Genomic DNA, 16,137 nt, shown 5'->3' on the forward strand with positions numbered 1-16,137 from the left:
CGGCGCCGGGCGCTGCTGGGCGCTCCGCGGGAATTCGGGCACCTCGCCTGCGGACGCGTCGTGGCTGGTCGCGCGGTTCCCCGCGCCCCTACGGGGCACGGCCGAACCGCGCCGGACTTCGACAAGACCGCTTGGAAGCCGAGCACCGCTAGAAGAGGCCGGGGAAGTCGAAGAAGCCGGAGCGGTCCCGGGCATCCTCGGCCAGCGCGGCCGCGACCCTATGCGGGGCATTGCTGATCACCCGGTCCACGCCCAGGTGCGCCAGGGCCACCGCGCGGTCGGGGTCGTCGACCGTCCAGGCGGAGATCTCCAGGCGGCGGCCGTGCGGGCCCCGCACGGCATGGACGGCGCGTACCCAGGCCGCGCCGACCTGGCCCTGGGCGGGATTGACCTGGTCGGCGAAGCGGGCGTAGGAGCGCAGCTCACCGGGGGCGGGCGCGCCCAGGAAGCCGGTGGTGATCTCGGGTCGCAGCCGGTGGAAGGTCTGCACGGAGGCGGCGCTGAAGCTCTGGACGACCAGGCGGCCACCGATGTGCCGGCGGTCCAGCCAGCCGCAGCGGCCCAGCTCGGCGGCGATCTGGCGCTCGATGCCGGGGTAGAGCTCGGGGGCCTTGATCTCCAGCAGCAGGCGCTGGCGGTTGTGGTCGACCCGGTGCAGATAGCGGTCCAGGGTGGGGACGTGCTCGCCGCGGTAGCGGCGGCCGAACCAGCCGCCGGCGTCCAGCCGCTCGATCTCGGTGAGGGTGAAGTCGGCGACCTTCCAGGGGGCGCGGCCGGGGTAGCGCTGCCGGGCGTCGGTGGTGCGGGTGAGCGTGGTGTCGTGCAGCACGACCAGTGCGCCGTCCCTGGTGCGCTGGACATCGTTCTCCACCCAGCCGATGCCCAGCCGGGCGGCCTGGTCGATGGAGGCCAGGGTGTTCTCGGGGGCCCGTACCGGCACGCCCCGGTGGCCGATGGTGACCGGCGGGCGGGGCGAGGCGGCCCGGGCGGGCCAGGTGTGCAGGCCCATGGTGACCGTGGCGGCGAGGCACAGGGCGAGCAGTAGGCGGATGAGGGTGCCAGGGGTTCTGCCGGGACGGCTGGGCATGGGGTCTCCTGCGGGTGGGCTTGTGCTGATTCTTCGCCTCCTGGGTACCCGCCAATCCTTGTCGCCCCCGGCTTGTCAGTGGCAGGTCGTACGGTGGTCTCATGCGGCCCGTATCCCAGATCGAACGCAAGATGGCGCCCTTCGAGGTCGTCAGCCCCTACCAGCCCAGTGGTGACCAGCCGACGGCCATCGCTGACCTGGAGCGGCGTATCCGCGCAGGTGAGAAGGATGTCGTCCTGCTCGGTGCGACCGGTACCGGCAAGTCGGCGACCACCGCCTGGATGATCGAGAAACTGCAGCGGCCGACCCTGGTGATGGCGCCCAACAAGACGCTGGCGGCCCAGCTCGCCAATGAGTTCCGCGAGCTGATGCCCAACAACGCCGTCGAGTACTTCGTCTCGTACTACGACTACTACCAGCCCGAGGCGTATGTCCCGCAGTCGGACACCTATATCGAGAAGGACTCCTCGATCAACGAGGAGGTGGAGCGGCTGCGCCACTCCGCCACCAACTCCCTGCTCACCCGGCGGGATGTGGTCGTGGTGGCCTCGGTGTCCTGTATTTACGGCCTGGGTACGCCGCAGGAGTACGTGGACCGCATGGTTCCGCTGAAGGTCGGCGAGGAGATCGACCGGGACCAGCTGCTGCGGCGCTTTGTGGAGATCCAGTACACCCGCAATGACCTGGCCTTCACCCGGGGCACCTTCCGAGTGCGCGGGGACACCATCGAGATCTTCCCGGTCTATGAGGAACTCGCCGTCCGTATCGAGATGTTCGGTGACGAGATCGAGGCGCTGTCCACCCTGCACCCGCTCACCGGTGAGGTGATCTCCGACGACCAGGAGCTCCATGTCTTCCCGGCCAGCCACTATGTGGCCGGTCCGGAGCGGATGGAGAAGGCCATCGCCGGGATCGAGGCGGAGCTGGAACAGCGGCTGGCCCAGCTGGAGAAGCAGGGCAAGCTGCTGGAGGCGCAGCGGCTGCGGATGCGCACCACCTATGACATCGAGATGATGCGGCAGATCGGTTCCTGCTCCGGCATCGAGAACTACTCGCTGCATATGGACGACCGGGAGCCGGGTTCCCCGCCCAACACCCTGCTGGACTTCTTCCCCGAGGACTTCCTGCTGGTCATCGACGAGTCGCATGTCACGGTGCCGCAGATCGGTGCCATGTACGAGGGGGACGCCTCCCGCAAGCGGACGCTGGTGGAGCATGGCTTCCGGCTGCCCTCGGCGCTGGACAACCGGCCGCTGAAGTGGGAGGAGTTCACCGAGCGCATTGGGCAGACGGTCTATCTCTCGGCCACTCCCGGACCCTATGAGCTGTCCCGTTCCGACGGCTTTGTGGAGCAGATCATCCGGCCCACCGGCCTGGTGGACCCGGAGGTGGTGGTCAAGCCGACCGAGGGGCAGATCGACGACCTGGTGCACGAGATCCGCAAGCGCACCGAGAAGGATGAGCGGGTCCTGGTCACCACGCTGACCAAGAAGATGGCCGAGGATCTCACCGACTACTTCCTGGAACTGGGCATCCAGGTGCGGTACTTGCACAGTGATGTCGACACCCTGCGCCGGGTGGAGCTGCTGCGCGAGCTGCGCGCGGGCGAGTACGACGTGCTGGTGGGCATCAACCTGCTGCGTGAGGGCCTGGACCTGCCCGAGGTGTCGCTGGTGGCCATTCTGGACGCGGACAAGGAGGGCTTCCTGCGTTCGGGCACCTCGCTGATCCAGACCATCGGGCGGGCGGCGCGCAATGTCTCCGGCCAGGTCCATATGTACGCGGACAGGATCACCCCGGCGATGGAGAAGGCCATCGAGGAGACCAACCGCCGCCGGGAGAAGCAGATCGCCTACAACAAGGAACGGGGCATCGACCCGCAGCCGCTGCGGAAGAAGATCGGCGACATTGTGGCCACTCTGGCCCGCGAGGAGATGGACACCCAGGAGCTGCTGGGCACCGGCTATCGCCAGGCTGCCGACAAGGGCAAGGACAAGACCAAGGGCAAGGCGCCCGTTCCGTCCGCGCCCGCGTCCGGCAAGAAGGGCAAGCGCAAGGAGCCGGTGGTCGCCACTGACCGTCCGGTCGCCGAACTGGCCCAGCAGATCGAGGAGATGACCGACCGGATGCGGGCCGCCGCGGCGGAGCTGCAGTTCGAGGTCGCCGCCCGGCTGCGGGACGAGGTGCATGAACTGAAGAAGGAACTGCGGCAGATGAAGGAGGCCGGCCTGGCCTGACATCCCGTCCGCCAACTGGCGGGATACTGACGGGATCTTTGCCGAAACTTGCCAGAGGATATGTTGCAAGATCGCCACAAAACCCTCTCGGATGGGCGGTCGCCGTACGCCAGTGCATAGGGTCGTTCTCGGTTGGCCGTGCGAACGCACGGCCACGGGGGAAGCGAACGACACACCAGAAGGGTCTGTGCGGTGACAGTCAACTTGTCCAAGGGTCAGGGCGTCAGTCTGCGGAAGTCCGACGGGGCGGGACTGACCGCGGTGCGGATGGGACTGGGGTGGCAGGCGGCCGCCCGGCGAGGGCTGTTCAGGTCGCGCACCAAGGAGATCGACCTCGACGCCTCGGCGGTGCTCTTCGCCGGCGGGCAGCCGGTGGATGTGGTTTTCTTCCAACACCTGGTCAGCGATGACGGCTCGGTGCGGCACACCGGCGACAACCTGGTGGGCGGCGCGGGCCAGGGCGGTGACGACGAGGCGATCCTGGTGGACCTGCAGCGGGTGCCGGTGCATGTCGACACCATTGTCTTCACCGTCAACTCCTTCACCGGGCAGACCTTCGCGGAGGTGCAGAACGCCTTCTGCCGCCTGGTGGACGAGAACACTGGCCAGGAGCTGGCCCGTTACACCCTGGACGGCGGTGGCCAGTACACGGCGCAGATCATGGCCAAGGTGCACCGGGTGGGCAACGGCTGGCAGATGACGGCCATCGGCGCCCCGGCCAACGGCCGTACCTTCCAGGACCTGATGCCGGTGATCGCCCAGAGCCTGTAGTGCGCTGATAGCGCGGGCGGGCCGGTAAGGCAGGGCACGGTACGGCAGGGCACGGTATGGCGCGGGCCCGGCGGGGCGATGTCTCCGCCGGGCCCGTGGGCATGGTGGCCCCGGCGTGGGGGCCAGGACACAGACAGGGGGCGCGCGACGATGACGGCCGAGCTGGTGCGGGGGCAGAACCACCCGCTGTCCGAGACCCGGCTGGAGGTCCGGATCACGGCGGGCCATCCGGTGGCCGTGGCGGTGACGCTCGGCGGCGCGGACGGCACCATTGCCGGACCGCGGGGGGTGGTGTGCGCCGGGTCTCCTTCGGTGCCGGGCGCCGAGGTGCCCGTCCGGCCGTCCGTGAACCACCGACTCGCCCTGGATCTGGGGGAGTTGCCGGAGCGGGTGCACCGGGTGAGCGTGCTGCTGGTGCTGCCGGCGGGCGGGCCGGCGTGCTTCGGCGCCACGGCCGCGCCCTATCTCGCGGTCGGAGGCCTCACGGACGAGGGTCTCGCGGACGGGCGGACGGTCGGCGAGGCGGTCGCGGACTTCACCATCACCGGGCTGGGCGCCGAGACGGCGCTGACCGCCCTGGAGATCTACCGCCGGCAGGGCGGATGGCGGGTACGGGCCGTGGGCCAGGGATACGCGGGCGGCCTGCCGGAACTGCTGAGGGACCATGGGCTGGCGGCGGCCGACGCGCTGGCCGCCGAGCGGCTGGCCGGGTGCGGGCGGGATATGGCGGAGGGGGCGTGGCCGTCACCTGTGGCCGGGTCCGATCCCGGCCAGGATCCCGGCCCGGATCCCGCTTCCGGTCCGGACCCTGGTTTCGGTCCGGACCTCGGTTCCGGCCCGGCCGGTGCGCCCGAGGTGCCGACCCCGCCCGTACCTCCCCGCACTTCCGCCCCGCCGGAGCGTCCGCCGATGCCGGTGGCGGGCGATGCCACCGGCTGGACCCTGGACGAGCGGCTCTACAACCAGGTGTGGGGCATGTTCGAGGACCTGGCCCGGACCGCGGCCGCCTACCGGAGCGCGGTCGGCTTCGCCGAGTCCCGCCTGGAGCAGGAGCTGGACCGGGTACTGGGCGACCCCCGGACCCGGGTCGGGCCGGCCGCCGAGGCGGCCCGGGCGGAGGCCCGGGCCAGGCATACCGGCCTCACCGGCCGGGCCCGGGCCGTGCTCGACCGGGATCTGGCCCAGCTGTCGGTGGAGGCGGAGGTGGTGGAGCGGGCCCTGCCGCCCGCCTACGCCCGCTGGGACAGCCCCGTCTGGCAGGGCTACCGGCCCCCGAAGCGGCCCCCACTGGCGGTGCGGCTGGGCGAACTCCACCTGCCCGAGCGCCCGGAGCTGCGCATTCCCATGCTGGTCCGGCTGCCCCTGGAGCGCGGGCTGTGGGTGGACTGCGGACGCATGGCGGCCGCCGACCCGGTGGAGCTGCGCCGGCTGGCCCTGGAGTGCGCCCTGGCCCATGCGGTGCGGCTGCTGGCCGTGCATCCGGTGGGCGACTTCGCGGTGTGGGTGATCGACCCGGCCGGGGCGGCCGAGGCCGCGTTCGCCCCGCTGCGGGAGTCCGGGGTGCTGCCGGCGACGGGAGCACAGGGCGTGGCCGAGGTGCTGGAACGGCTGACCCGGCGGGTGGAGCTGGTGCAGATGGCGGTGCGCGGCGGGGCGGTGGACGCCCTGCCGCCCGATCTGGACACCGGGGAACAGCTGCTGGTCGTCCATGACTTCCCCCATGGCTTCGACGACCGTGCGGTGACCCGGCTGCGGTACCTCGCGGACGAGGGGCCCTCGGTGGGGGTGCATCTGATGATGGTCGCGGACCGGGCGGAGGCGGGGGCTTTTGGACCGGTACTCGATCCGCTGTGGCGGACGCTGCTGAGGGTGACCCCGGTGCCCGACGACCACCTCGCCGACCCCTGGGTGGGACATGCCTGGACCTATGAGCCCGCTCTGACGCCGGGCGGGGGCGAGGTGCTGCGCCGGACGCTCCGGCAGATCGGCGGGGCCGGGCAGCAGAATGGCCACTGAGCTGGCCACTTGGTAAGTCCTTTACTTTCTCTTGGGGTTTCCTGTACTGTTTCCGGTGCGGAGGCAAGGGCTCGACTGGAAGACGCCTCCGGCAGCGGCGACGCTGGTAGATGCCGTACGACGTGCCGGAGGGGCCGTGGATGTCTCCCTGACCCTGTGGGTGCTGACCATCCTCGGTCTGTGCGCCCTGATCGCCGCCGACTTCTTCATCGGCGGACGCAAACCCCATGAGGTCTCCACCAAGGAGGCCGGGATCTGGACCGCGGTCTGGATGGTGCTGGCCGGACTGTTCGGGCTGGGACTGCTGGTCTTCGGCGGCGGGCAGCCGGCCGGTGAGTTCTTCGCCGGCTTCATCACCGAGAAGTCGCTGAGCGTCGACAATCTCTTTGTCTTTGTGCTGATCATGGGCAAGTTCGCGGTGCCTGCCATCTACCAGCAGCGGGTGCTGATGGTGGGGGTGCTGATAGCCCTGGCGCTGCGGGCCGCCTTTATCGCGGCGGGCGCGGCGATCATCGCCAACTTCTCCTGGGTCTTCTACCTCTTCGGTGCCTTTCTCATCTGGACCGCCTGGAAGCTGATCCAGGAGGCGCGCTCCGGCGGTGGGGAGGAGGGGTATGAGGAGAACCGCCTGCTGAAGAAGATCGAGCAGCGCTTCCCCACCACCGACCGGTACCACGGCACCCGGCTGTTCGTGGTGGAGCACGGCAGGCGGCTGATGACGCCGATGCTGATCGTGATGCTGGCGATAGGCACCACCGATGTGCTGTTCGCGCTGGACTCAATACCGGCGATCTTCGGACTCACCCAGGATCCGTACATCGTCTTCACCGCCAACGCCTTTGCGCTGATGGGGCTGCGGCAGCTCTACTTCCTCATAGGCGGCCTGCTGCGGAAGCTGGTCCACCTCTCCTACGGTCTGTCGGTGATCCTCGGCTTCATCGGGGTCAAGCTGGTGCTGCACGCCCTGCATGAGAGCGGAGTGGCCGTGCCGGAGATCAGCACCCCCGTCTCGCTGGGCGTCATCTGTGCAGTGCTCCTGGTCACCACAGTCACCAGCCTTCTGGCGGCGCGGAAACAGGAGCGGGCCGAGGCGGCGGGGGGCCGGCAGGACGCCCGGGTGTGACCCGGGGCCGGCGGGCGGGGCGGCCGTTTCCGCTGCCGCAGGTGCCGGGGCGGCGGGTGCGGGTGTGGCGGGCCGGGTTTCCGGCAGCAGGGCGAAGCAGGCCAGGCTGAACAGGGCCACCAGAGTCAGATAGACGGCGACGCCCCAGGGCGGCCCGTCGCCCTGGGCCAGGGCGGTGGCCACCAGCGGGGTGAGCGCCCCGCCCAGCAGTCCGGCCAGGTTGTAGCCGACCGCCGCACCGGTGCAGCGCACCCGGGGCTCATAGAGCTCGGGCAGATAGGCACCGGTCACGGCGAAGGCCACCGTGAAGGCCAGGACGGCGCCCAGGAAGCCGGCCGTCATGGCCACCGGACGGCCGGTGCCCAGCAGGCCCACCAGCGGAAACATCCACAACGCCACCGCCGCGCAGCCGGCCAGGCACAACGGGCGCCGGCCCAGGCGGTCGCCGAGCAGGGCGATGGGGATGGTGACGGCGCCGGAGACGGCGACGGCCAGCATGATGCAGCCGAGCAGCACGTTGCGGTCCATGCCCAGGTGTTCGGTGCCATAGGAGAGGGACCAGGTGGTGATGGTGTAGAAGACGGCGTAGCCGATGGACAGGCCGCCGCCGGTGAGCAGGACCAACCGCCAGTCGCGGCGGGTGAGTTCGGCGATGGGCAGCCGGGCGCGGCGCTCGCTGTGGGCCAGTGCGCGGAAGTCGGGGGTCTCGGAGAGTTGGGTGCGCAGCACCAGCCCGATGGCGGCCAGTCCGCCGGCCACCCAGAAGGGCACTCGCCAGCCCCAGGACAGGAACTGGGCGTTGCTGAGGGTGGCGGAGAGGACCAGGGTGATGCCATTGGCGAGGAGGAAGCCCAGTGAGGGGCCCATCTGCGGAAAGCTCGACCACAGCGCTCGCCGGTCGGCCGGTGCGTGCTCGGCGGTCAGCAGTACGGCACCACCCCACTCGCCGCCCAGGCCGAGCCCCTGCAGAAAGCGCAGGACCAGCAGGAGCAACGGTGCGGCCAGGCCGATCTGGGCGTAGGTGGGGGAGAGGCCCACACCGACCGTGGCCAGCCCGGTGAGCAGCAGGGAGGCGATCAGTACCGGGCGCCTGCCGTGGCGGTCGCCGATGTGTCCGAAGAGCACCGAGCCCAGGGGACGGGCGATAAAGCCGATGCCGAAGGTGCCGAAGGCGGCCATGGTGGCGGCCATCGGGGAGACGACGGGGAAGAACTGCCGGCCCAGGACCAGCGCGGCGGCGGTGCCATAGGCGAAGAAGTCATAGAACTCGATGGCGGTCCCGGTGAGCGAGGCGGCCGCCAGGCGGAACATGGCCGGAGAACGGTCACGGTGCATGTACTGCCCAACTTCCCGGGCGGGTCCGGGAAACGGGGCGTACGGGCGTAACCGGAGGGGCGCGCGGTGACGTTCCGGGCGGCCCGGTGCGACAACCGGATGCGCCTGCTCGCCGCGGTCGCGGGGCCGCCCAAGTGCCGGACGGCCCCGGCTTGTTCACCAGCCGCGCTCGCGCCACTCCGTGAGGTGCGGACGCTCGGTGCCGAGCGTGGTGTCGTTGCCGTGACCGGGGTAGACCCAGGTCTCGTCGGGGAGTTGGGCGAAGAGCTTGCTCTCCACATCGTCGATGAGGCTGGCGAAGGCGGCCGGGTCCTGGTGGGTGTTGCCCACGCCGCCCGGGAACAGGCAGTCGCCGGTGAACAGATGGGGGTGCCCATGCGGGTCGTCGTAGACCAGGGCGATGCTGCCGGGGGTGTGGCCCACCAGGTGGCGGGCGGTCAGTTCGACCCGGCCGACCCGGATGGTGTCGCCGTCCTCGACCGGCACATCGGTCGGTACCGGGATGCCCTCGGCGTCATAGCGGCCCGCGTAGGTACGGGCGCCGGTGGCGTCCACCACCTCGCGCAGGGCGCCCCAGTGGTCGGCGTGACGGTGGGTGGTGACCACGGAGGCGATGCCACTGTCGCCGATGAAGGAGAGCAGGGTGTGCGGCTCGGCGGCGGCGTCGATCAGCAACTGTTCGTCAGTGGCGCGGCAACGCAGCAGATAGGAGTTGTTGTCCATCGGGCCGACCGCGAGCTTGGAGATCATCAGGTCGGGCAGTTCATGCACGTCGGCAGGGCCGCCGACCTTCACCATTCCCGTGTATGCCATGGATTCAGCCTAGTTCTTCGGCTACAGCGGGGGCAGGGCGGGCAGCGGTCCGCCCTCGGTGCGCAGCGCCGAGCCGTCGCGGCGGCCGGACAGCCAGCCCAGCAGGTCCGCCGGGGTGCCGGTGACGCGGACCGGGTCGCCCTCGGTGCGGCCGGTGTGCCACTGGCGGCCGTCCGGTGCCGTCAACCGCGTGGCGGGCACATCCGGGTGGTCGGTGAAGCGGTCGGTGAGGAACTCGGTCTCCCGGGCGGTGAACTCGGCGGACAGGTCCTCCAGCTCATAGCCGATGCCCAGGTCGACATGGTGCAGCTCCACCTCGATCAGCCGCCGGAAGGGCACCCGGGAGGCGCTGTCGGTGACGCCGTTGCGCAGGGTGACGGTGCGCGACCAGTCGGCGGGCGCCGCGGTGGCCTCGGTGAAGCGCCGGCCGGAGGTGCGCAGGTCGGTCAGCTGGGCGGCGAGCGGCCGGGGGGAGTCCCGGTCGATGTCGGCGTCCCGGGCCTCGGCGCTGAGGTACATGGGGCGGCCGGCCAGGACGTTGACCAGGGCGTCCGCGTTGCGGGCGAGGTGGGCCAGGACATGGCCGCGGGTCCAGCCGGGCAGCCGCGAGGGGGCGGCGACGGCGGCGTCGTCCAGCTTCTCCAGCGCGGTCAGCAGTCGCTCGTCCGCCTGGCGCAGCAGGGCCAGGTCATGCGCGTGATCAATCATGGGCCGACCCTAGCGGCGCCACTCGATCGGGTGAAGGAGGCTGACTCCTGCCGTAAATCGAATGTGCGTGCTATAGGCTCGGTGTGCGGCATCCTTGGGAGATGTCCGCAGTGCCCTCGTACCCTGGACGGCTCGGGGGCAGCGCTCCGCCGAGCGGAGCAAGGTGCACAGTCAGCACCCCCACCTCTCTCAAGAAAGGTGCCGACCGGCGTGGCAGACCGTCTCATCGTCCGTGGCGCGCGCGAGCACAATCTCAAGAACGTCTCGCTCGATCTCCCTCGTGACTCGCTCATCGTCTTCACGGGCCTGTCGGGATCGGGCAAGTCGTCGCTCGCCTTCGACACGATCTTCGCCGAGGGGCAGCGTCGCTACGTCGAGTCGCTCTCCTCCTACGCACGGCAGTTCCTGGGGCAGATGGACAAGCCCGATGTGGACTTCATAGAGGGCCTGTCCCCGGCCGTGTCCATCGACCAGAAGTCGACCTCGCGCAACCCGCGCTCGACGGTCGGCACCATCACCGAGGTCTACGACTACCTCCGGCTGCTGTTCGCCCGCATCGGCAAGCCGCACTGCCCCGAGTGCGCCCGGCCGATCTCCCGCCAGTCGCCGCAGGCCATCGTGGACAAGGTGCTGGAGCTGCCGGAGGGCAGCCGCTTCCAGGTGCTCTCCCCGCTGGTGCGTGAGCGCAAGGGCGAGTTCGTCGACCTCTTCTCCGACCTGCAGACCAAGGGCTACAGCCGGGCCCGGGTGGACGGCGAGACCATCCAGCTCTCCGAGCCGCCCAAGCTCAAGAAGCAGGAGAAGCACACCATTGAGGTGGTCGTGGACCGCCTCACCGTCAAGAGCACCGCCAAGCGCCGGCTGACGGACTCGGTGGAGACCGCGCTCGGTCTGTCCGGCGGCATGGTGATCCTGGACTTCGTCGATCTGGACGCGGACGACCCCGAGCGTGAGCGGATGTACTCCGAGCACCTCTACTGCCCGTACGACGACCTGTCCTTCGAGGAGCTGGAGCCGCGCTCCTTCTCCTTCAACTCCCCCTTCGGCGCCTGTCCGGAGTGCACCGGCATCGGTACCCGGATGGAGGTCGACCCGGAGCTGATCGTTCCGGACGAGGACAAGTCGCTGGACGAGGGCGCCATCAGCCCCTGGTCGCACGGCCACACCAAGGACTACTTCGGCCGCCTGGTGGGCGCGCTCGCCGACGCCCTGGGCTTCCGTACCGACATCCCCTGGGCCGGGCTGCCGCAGCGGGCCAAGAAGGCCTTGCTGAACGGGCACAAGACCCAGATCGAGGTGCGATACCGCAACCGCTACGGGCGCGAGCGGGCGTACACCACGGCCTTCGAGGGCGCGGTGCCCTTCGTCAAGCGGCGGCACTCGGAGGCCGAGAGCGACTCCAGCCGGGAGCGCTTCGAGGGCTATATGCGCGAGGTGCACTGCCCCACCTGTGAGGGCACGCGGCTGAAGCCGATCGTGCTGGCGGTCACCGTGCAGGAGAAGTCCATCGCCGAGGTCTCCGCGATGTCGATCAGCGAGTGCGCGGACTTCCTGCGCGGGATGACGCTGACCGGCCGGGAGAAGAAGATCGCCGAGCGGGTGCTCAAGGAGGTCAACGAGCGGCTGAAGTTCCTGGTCGACGTCGGCCTGGACTACCTCTCGCTCAACCGCGCCGCCGGCACGCTCTCCGGCGGCGAGGCCCAGCGCATCCGGCTGGCCACCCAGATCGGCTCCGGCCTGGTGGGCGTGCTCTATGTGCTGGACGAGCCCTCCATCGGCCTGCACCAGCGCGACAACCACCGGCTGATCGAGACCCTGGTCCGGCTGCGGGATATGGGCAACACCCTGATCGTGGTGGAGCACGACGAGGACACCATCAAGGTGGCCGACTGGGTGGTGGACATCGGCCCGGGCGCCGGAGAGCACGGCGGCAAGGTGGTGCACAGCGGTCCGCTGGCCGACCTGCTGGCCACCGAGGGCTCCATGACCGGGCAGTACCTGTCCGGGAAGAAGGTCATCGCCATCCCGCCGATGCGGCGTCCGGTGGACTCCTCGCGGCGGCTGACGGTGCGCGGGGCCCGGGAGAACAACCTGCGGGACATCGATGTGTCCTTCCCGCTGGGCGTGCTCACCGCGGTCACCGGAGTCTCCGGCTCCGGCAAGTCCACGCTGGTCAACGACATCCTCTACACCCACCTGGCACGCGAGCTCAACGGTGCCCGGGCGGTGCCCGGCCGGCACACCCGGGTGGACGGCGACGACCTGGTGGACAAGGTGGTGCATGTCGACCAGTCGCCTATCGGCCGTACGCCGCGCTCCAACCCGGCCACCTACACCGGCGTCTTCGACCACATCCGCAAGCTGTTCGCGGAGACCATGGAGGCGAAGGTGCGCGGCTATCTGCCGGGCCGCTTCTCCTTCAACGTCAAGGGCGGTCGCTGCGAGAACTGCTCCGGTGACGGCACCATCAAGATCGAGATGAACTTCCTGCCGGACGTCTACGTTCCGTGCGAGGTGTGCCATGGCGCCCGGTACAACCGGGAGACGCTGGAGGTGCACTACAAGGGCAAGTCCATCGCCGAGGTGCTGGACATGCCGATCGAGGAGGCGCTGGAGTTCTTCGAGGCGGTGCCCACCATCGCCCGTCATCTGCGCACCCTGACCGAGGTCGGGCTGGGGTACGTACGGCTGGGCCAGTCCGCGCCCACGCTCTCGGGCGGTGAGGCACAGCGGGTGAAGCTGGCCAGCGAGCTGCAGAAGCGGTCCACGGGGCGGACGGTCTATGTGCTGGACGAGCCCACCACCGGTCTGCACTTCGAGGACATCAACAAGCTGATCTCGGTGCTCTCCGGGCTGGTGGACAAGGGCAACACGGTGATCGTCATCGAGCACAACCTCGATGTGATCAAGACCGCGGACTGGGTTGTCGACATGGGCCCCGAGGGCGGCAGCGGCGGTGGCCTGGTGGTCGCCGAGGGCACGCCGGAGGAGGTGGCGGCCATTCCCGCCAGCCACACCGGCAAGTTCCTGCGGGAGCTGCTGGGCGAGCGGGTGAGTGACGCGGATCCCGCGCCGGCGAAGTCGGCGAAGCCGGCGAAGAAGGCGGCGGCGAAGAAGACGGTCGCGGCCGGGCGGGCCACGGCGAAGAAGGTCGTCTCCGCGAAGGCGGGTGCTGCTGTGAAGGCGGGGGCCGCCGCGAAGAAGACAACTGCCGCCGCCAAGAAGACGGCCACGAAGAAGGCGACGTCGCGGACCCGCCGGGTCTGAGCACGAGCGGAACCAGCGGCGTGGGGCGCCCGGGCTGAGCCTGGGCGCCCCGCAGCGTCTCGGTATCGGGCGTGGGGTTTCGGGTGCGGGCCGTTCGTGGCTGTTCGCGCAGTTCCCCACGCCCCTTACGGGGCGCCCGGAACCCCGTGCCCTTGTGGGGCGGGCCTAGAGCTCCGTCGCGAGTGGCGGTTCCGCGCCCGTGCGGGAGCAGGTGATCGCCGCGGCGCGCGCCGCGAAGGTGAGGATGGCGCGCCAGTCGTGGGCGTCCAGGGCCGCCAGCCCGGGGCGGGAGAGCGCGTCCGCCTGGGACAGCCGGTGCAGCAATGCCGCGTTCACCGTGTCCCCGGCCCCGATGGTGTCGGCCACTTCCACCTCCCCGGCGGGCACGGAGTGCGTGGCGCCGCCCGGTGCGTAGACCGTCAGCCCGTCCGCGCCCCGGGTGAGCACCACCGCCTGGGGGCCCTCCTTCAGCCACTCCTCCGGCGTTCCGCCCAGCCACCGGGCGTCCTCCTCGGAGAGCTTGAGCAGGCAGACATCGGGCAGCCAGGAGCGGAACCGGGCCCGGTAGGCGGCGGCGTCGGGGATGAGGCCGGGGCGGATATTGGGGTCGAGGAGGGTGAAGACGCCCCGGGCGGCCTCCCGGCGCAGCAGGGCCGCGTAGGCATCGGCGCCCGGTTCCAGGACCAGGGAGCAGGTGCCCAGGCACAGGGCGTCGGTCCCGGCCGGCAGCGCGGGCGGGAGTTCGAAGAGCCGGTCCGCCGTGCCCTCCGCGTAGAAGCCGTAGCCCGCGCCGCCGTCGGCACCGATGCCGGCCACCGCCAGGGTGGTCGGCTCCGGGCCCCGGGCGACCAGGGAGAGGTCCACGCCCGCGGAGCGCAGCCCGGCCAGCAGCGCCTCGCCGAAGCCGTCGGTGGAGACCCGGGAGCAGAAGGCGGCCGGCGTCCCCAGCCGGCCCAGCGCCAGGGCGGTGTTGTACGGTCCGCCGCCGCGCCGGGGCAGCAGTGGGGACAGACCGCCGTCCGGTGAGCCGATGGGGGAGGGGGGCGCGGGCACAAGGTCGATCAGGGCTTCACCGGCTACGACGATCATCTGGCGTCCTTCCGCTGGGCAGGCGGACAGCCTCCCATGGGACCGGCGGCGAAATCGATGCCGGTAAGGTCGGGGCGGACCGTACATCGCACCCGTTGGAGCCCCTCATGACCAGCCAGCAGCCCGCTTCCCGCCGTACCGTGCTGCGCGGCGCCGCCCTGGCCGGTGTCGCGGGGCTGGGGGCGGTGGCCTGTGACGGCAAGGGCAAGGGCTCCGCCGTGCCCACCGCGCCGGTGGACCTGGGCTCGTCGGGCGAGGTACCGGTCGGCGGGGCGCGGCTGTTCCGTGAGCAGAAGCTGGTGGTCTCCCAGGCCGCCAAGGGGGAGTACCGGGCGTTCAGCGCGGTGTGCACCCACGCGGGCTGTGTGGTGGACAAGGTGGAGAACGGCCAGATCAGCTGCCCCTGCCATGGCAGCCGGTTCGATGCCGCCACCGGCAAGGTGCTCCAGGGGCCGGCCGGGGAGCCGCTGCCCTCGGTGCCGGTCCGGGTCACGGGCGGCAAGCTGATCGCGGGCCCGGAGTCCTGACCTCACCCCGTCCGTGGCGGGGCACCAGCCGGCGCAGGCCCGTCCGCCTCAGGGCCCGTCCGCCTCAGGACCAGTCCCAGCCGATGCCCAGGATCCCCGGGCGCTCCACCTGCTCCACCAGGTGCACCCCGCGGTGCCGCCCGGCCAGCGTCAGCTCCTGTTGCCCGCTGCGCGGCGCGTTCGCCGAGGCGCGGGTGAAGCGGCGGCAGCGCACTGGCAGGGCGGCGGCGTCGAAACGTATCTCCAGGACGTACTGGCCGCCCGCGAAGTTGAACCCCCGTACATACTCGCGGCTTTGGCCACCGGTCCCATCGGTGAAGCCATAGCCCAGGACATAGGTCTCGCCGGCCCGCAGCCGGGTGTCGAAGAGCAGCTCGGCCACCACCACGCCCGAGTCGGCGTGTGAACGCACCCTGCCCACCCGGCAGTTCTCCAGGGCCCGGACCGCCACCCGCGCCGGATCGCAGCCCGGATCACCATGATGAATCGCGATATAGCGGTCGACACCGTCCCGGTGGGCGCGCACCACATGCCGTGAGTCGCGCTCCCGCAGCCGCTGGTCCGGGCCGATGAAGACCCGCTCCAGGTGGCAGACGGTGTGCAGCCCGCAGTCCGGCGGGGAGTCCAGTTCGCCCAGCAGCCGGTGCACCGCGTGCGACTCCTCCACCAGGGAGCGCAGCGGGCGGGCGGGGGGCCGTTCCCGGTCCGGGCCCAGGGACGGTTCCAGCAGCCGGATCAGGGCCTCCGCCGGCAGGCCGAGGATCTCCTCCAGCACCCGTACCGCCCGCAGCGACTCCGGCCGCCGCGGCCGCCGGGCGCCCTGCTGCCAGTAACTCAGGCTGGTGACTCCCACATTGATGCCGCGTTGGGCGAGCCGGTGCTGCACCCGGTGCAGCGGCAGCCCGCGCGCGCTGAGCGCGGTGCGCAGCGCCAGGTGGAACGGGCCGGTGCGCAATGCCCGGGCCAGCTCCGCCTCGACGCCCGTAGTGCTGGATTGCGCCATTCCCCTCGCCCCTCCTTGTGAATTTTCACGCTTGGTGCGAGGGAACCAAGTCCGGCTGCTGCATGGCATTCCGCCTGGCACGCGCACCAGCCGTTCACATCCGGTCCGTTCCGTTCACACCGCTGCCCCATTGTGCATCGAACCGAGTTGACCAGTTCTCG

General features: G+C 70.7%; 11 protein-coding genes and 1 pseudogene. 6 read left to right on the top strand and 6 right to left on the bottom strand.

What is annotated here, in order from left to right:
• Nucleotides 1-148: 148 nt before the first annotated feature.
• Complete coding sequence (locus tag ACIHFE_RS04220; protein ID WP_400104219.1) at nt 149-1,087, bottom strand: glycerophosphodiester phosphodiesterase; 939 nt, start codon at nt 1,085-1,087, stop codon at nt 149-151.
• A 101-nt stretch (nt 1,088-1,188) separates the two neighbouring features.
• Between ACIHFE_RS04220 and uvrB the strand changes: the two genes are divergently transcribed.
• The 4 genes from uvrB to ACIHFE_RS04240 all read left to right on the top strand — a co-directional run bounded on the left by uvrB (nt 1,189) and on the right by ACIHFE_RS04240 (nt 7,234).
• Nucleotides 1,189-3,324 carry an excinuclease ABC subunit UvrB gene (gene uvrB / locus ACIHFE_RS04225; RefSeq protein ID WP_400104220.1) on the top strand — a complete coding sequence of 712 codons (2,136 nt, stop codon included), beginning with the start codon at nt 1,189-1,191 and terminating at the stop codon, nt 3,322-3,324.
• A 192-nt stretch (nt 3,325-3,516) separates the two neighbouring features.
• Complete coding sequence (locus ACIHFE_RS04230) at nt 3,517-4,095, top strand: TerD family protein (protein WP_400104221.1); 579 nt, start codon at nt 3,517-3,519, stop codon at nt 4,093-4,095.
• Between the two features lie 150 nt (nt 4,096-4,245).
• A complete protein-coding gene (locus tag ACIHFE_RS04235; RefSeq protein ID WP_400104222.1) occupies nt 4,246-6,111 on the top strand; it encodes a TerD family protein in 1,866 nt (621 codons plus the stop codon).
• A 136-nt stretch (nt 6,112-6,247) separates the two neighbouring features.
• Nucleotides 6,248-7,234, top strand: coding sequence for a TerC family protein (locus ACIHFE_RS04240; protein WP_400104223.1), 987 nt, complete (start codon nt 6,248-6,250; stop codon nt 7,232-7,234).
• A gap of 33 nt (nt 7,235-7,267) precedes the next feature.
• Here ACIHFE_RS04240 and ACIHFE_RS04245 read toward each other — a convergent pair.
• From ACIHFE_RS04245 to ACIHFE_RS04255, 3 genes and pseudogenes are all read right to left on the bottom strand, one after another.
• Nucleotides 7,268-8,545, bottom strand: a pseudogene (locus ACIHFE_RS04245) (MFS transporter); the annotation flags it as partial.
• A gap of 180 nt (nt 8,546-8,725) precedes the next feature.
• A complete protein-coding gene (locus ACIHFE_RS04250) occupies nt 8,726-9,382 on the bottom strand; it encodes an MBL fold metallo-hydrolase (protein ID WP_400104224.1) in 657 nt (218 codons plus the stop codon).
• 21 nt (nt 9,383-9,403) lie between these two features.
• Nucleotides 9,404-10,090, bottom strand: coding sequence for a maleylpyruvate isomerase family mycothiol-dependent enzyme (locus tag ACIHFE_RS04255; RefSeq protein ID WP_400104225.1), 687 nt, complete (start codon nt 10,088-10,090; stop codon nt 9,404-9,406).
• A 210-nt stretch (nt 10,091-10,300) separates the two neighbouring features.
• Here ACIHFE_RS04255 and uvrA point away from each other — a divergent pair, with 210 nt between their 5' ends.
• Nucleotides 10,301-13,357, top strand: coding sequence for an excinuclease ABC subunit UvrA (gene uvrA / locus ACIHFE_RS04260; RefSeq protein WP_400104226.1), 3,057 nt, complete (start codon nt 10,301-10,303; stop codon nt 13,355-13,357).
• Nucleotides 13,358-13,522: 165 nt separating this feature from the next.
• On the opposite strand, the gene ACIHFE_RS04265 is transcribed toward uvrA, so the two are convergent.
• Entirely contained in the window at nt 13,523-14,446 is a 924-nt protein-coding gene (locus ACIHFE_RS04265) for a carbohydrate kinase (protein ID WP_400104227.1), read from the bottom strand.
• Nucleotides 14,447-14,553: 107 nt separating this feature from the next.
• Between ACIHFE_RS04265 and ACIHFE_RS04270 the strand changes: the two genes are divergently transcribed.
• Complete coding sequence (locus tag ACIHFE_RS04270) at nt 14,554-14,973, top strand: ubiquinol-cytochrome c reductase iron-sulfur subunit (protein ID WP_400104228.1); 420 nt, start codon at nt 14,554-14,556, stop codon at nt 14,971-14,973.
• 64 nt (nt 14,974-15,037) lie between these two features.
• Here ACIHFE_RS04270 and ACIHFE_RS04275 read toward each other — a convergent pair whose 3' ends face one another.
• Entirely contained in the window at nt 15,038-15,976 is a 939-nt protein-coding gene (locus tag ACIHFE_RS04275; protein ID WP_400104229.1) for a hypothetical protein, read from the bottom strand.
• Nucleotides 15,977-16,137: the final 161 nt, after the last annotated feature.

This window comes from Streptomyces sp. NPDC052396, assembly GCF_044593195.1.
Classification (GTDB): Bacteria; Actinomycetota; Actinomycetes; order Streptomycetales; family Streptomycetaceae; genus Streptomyces.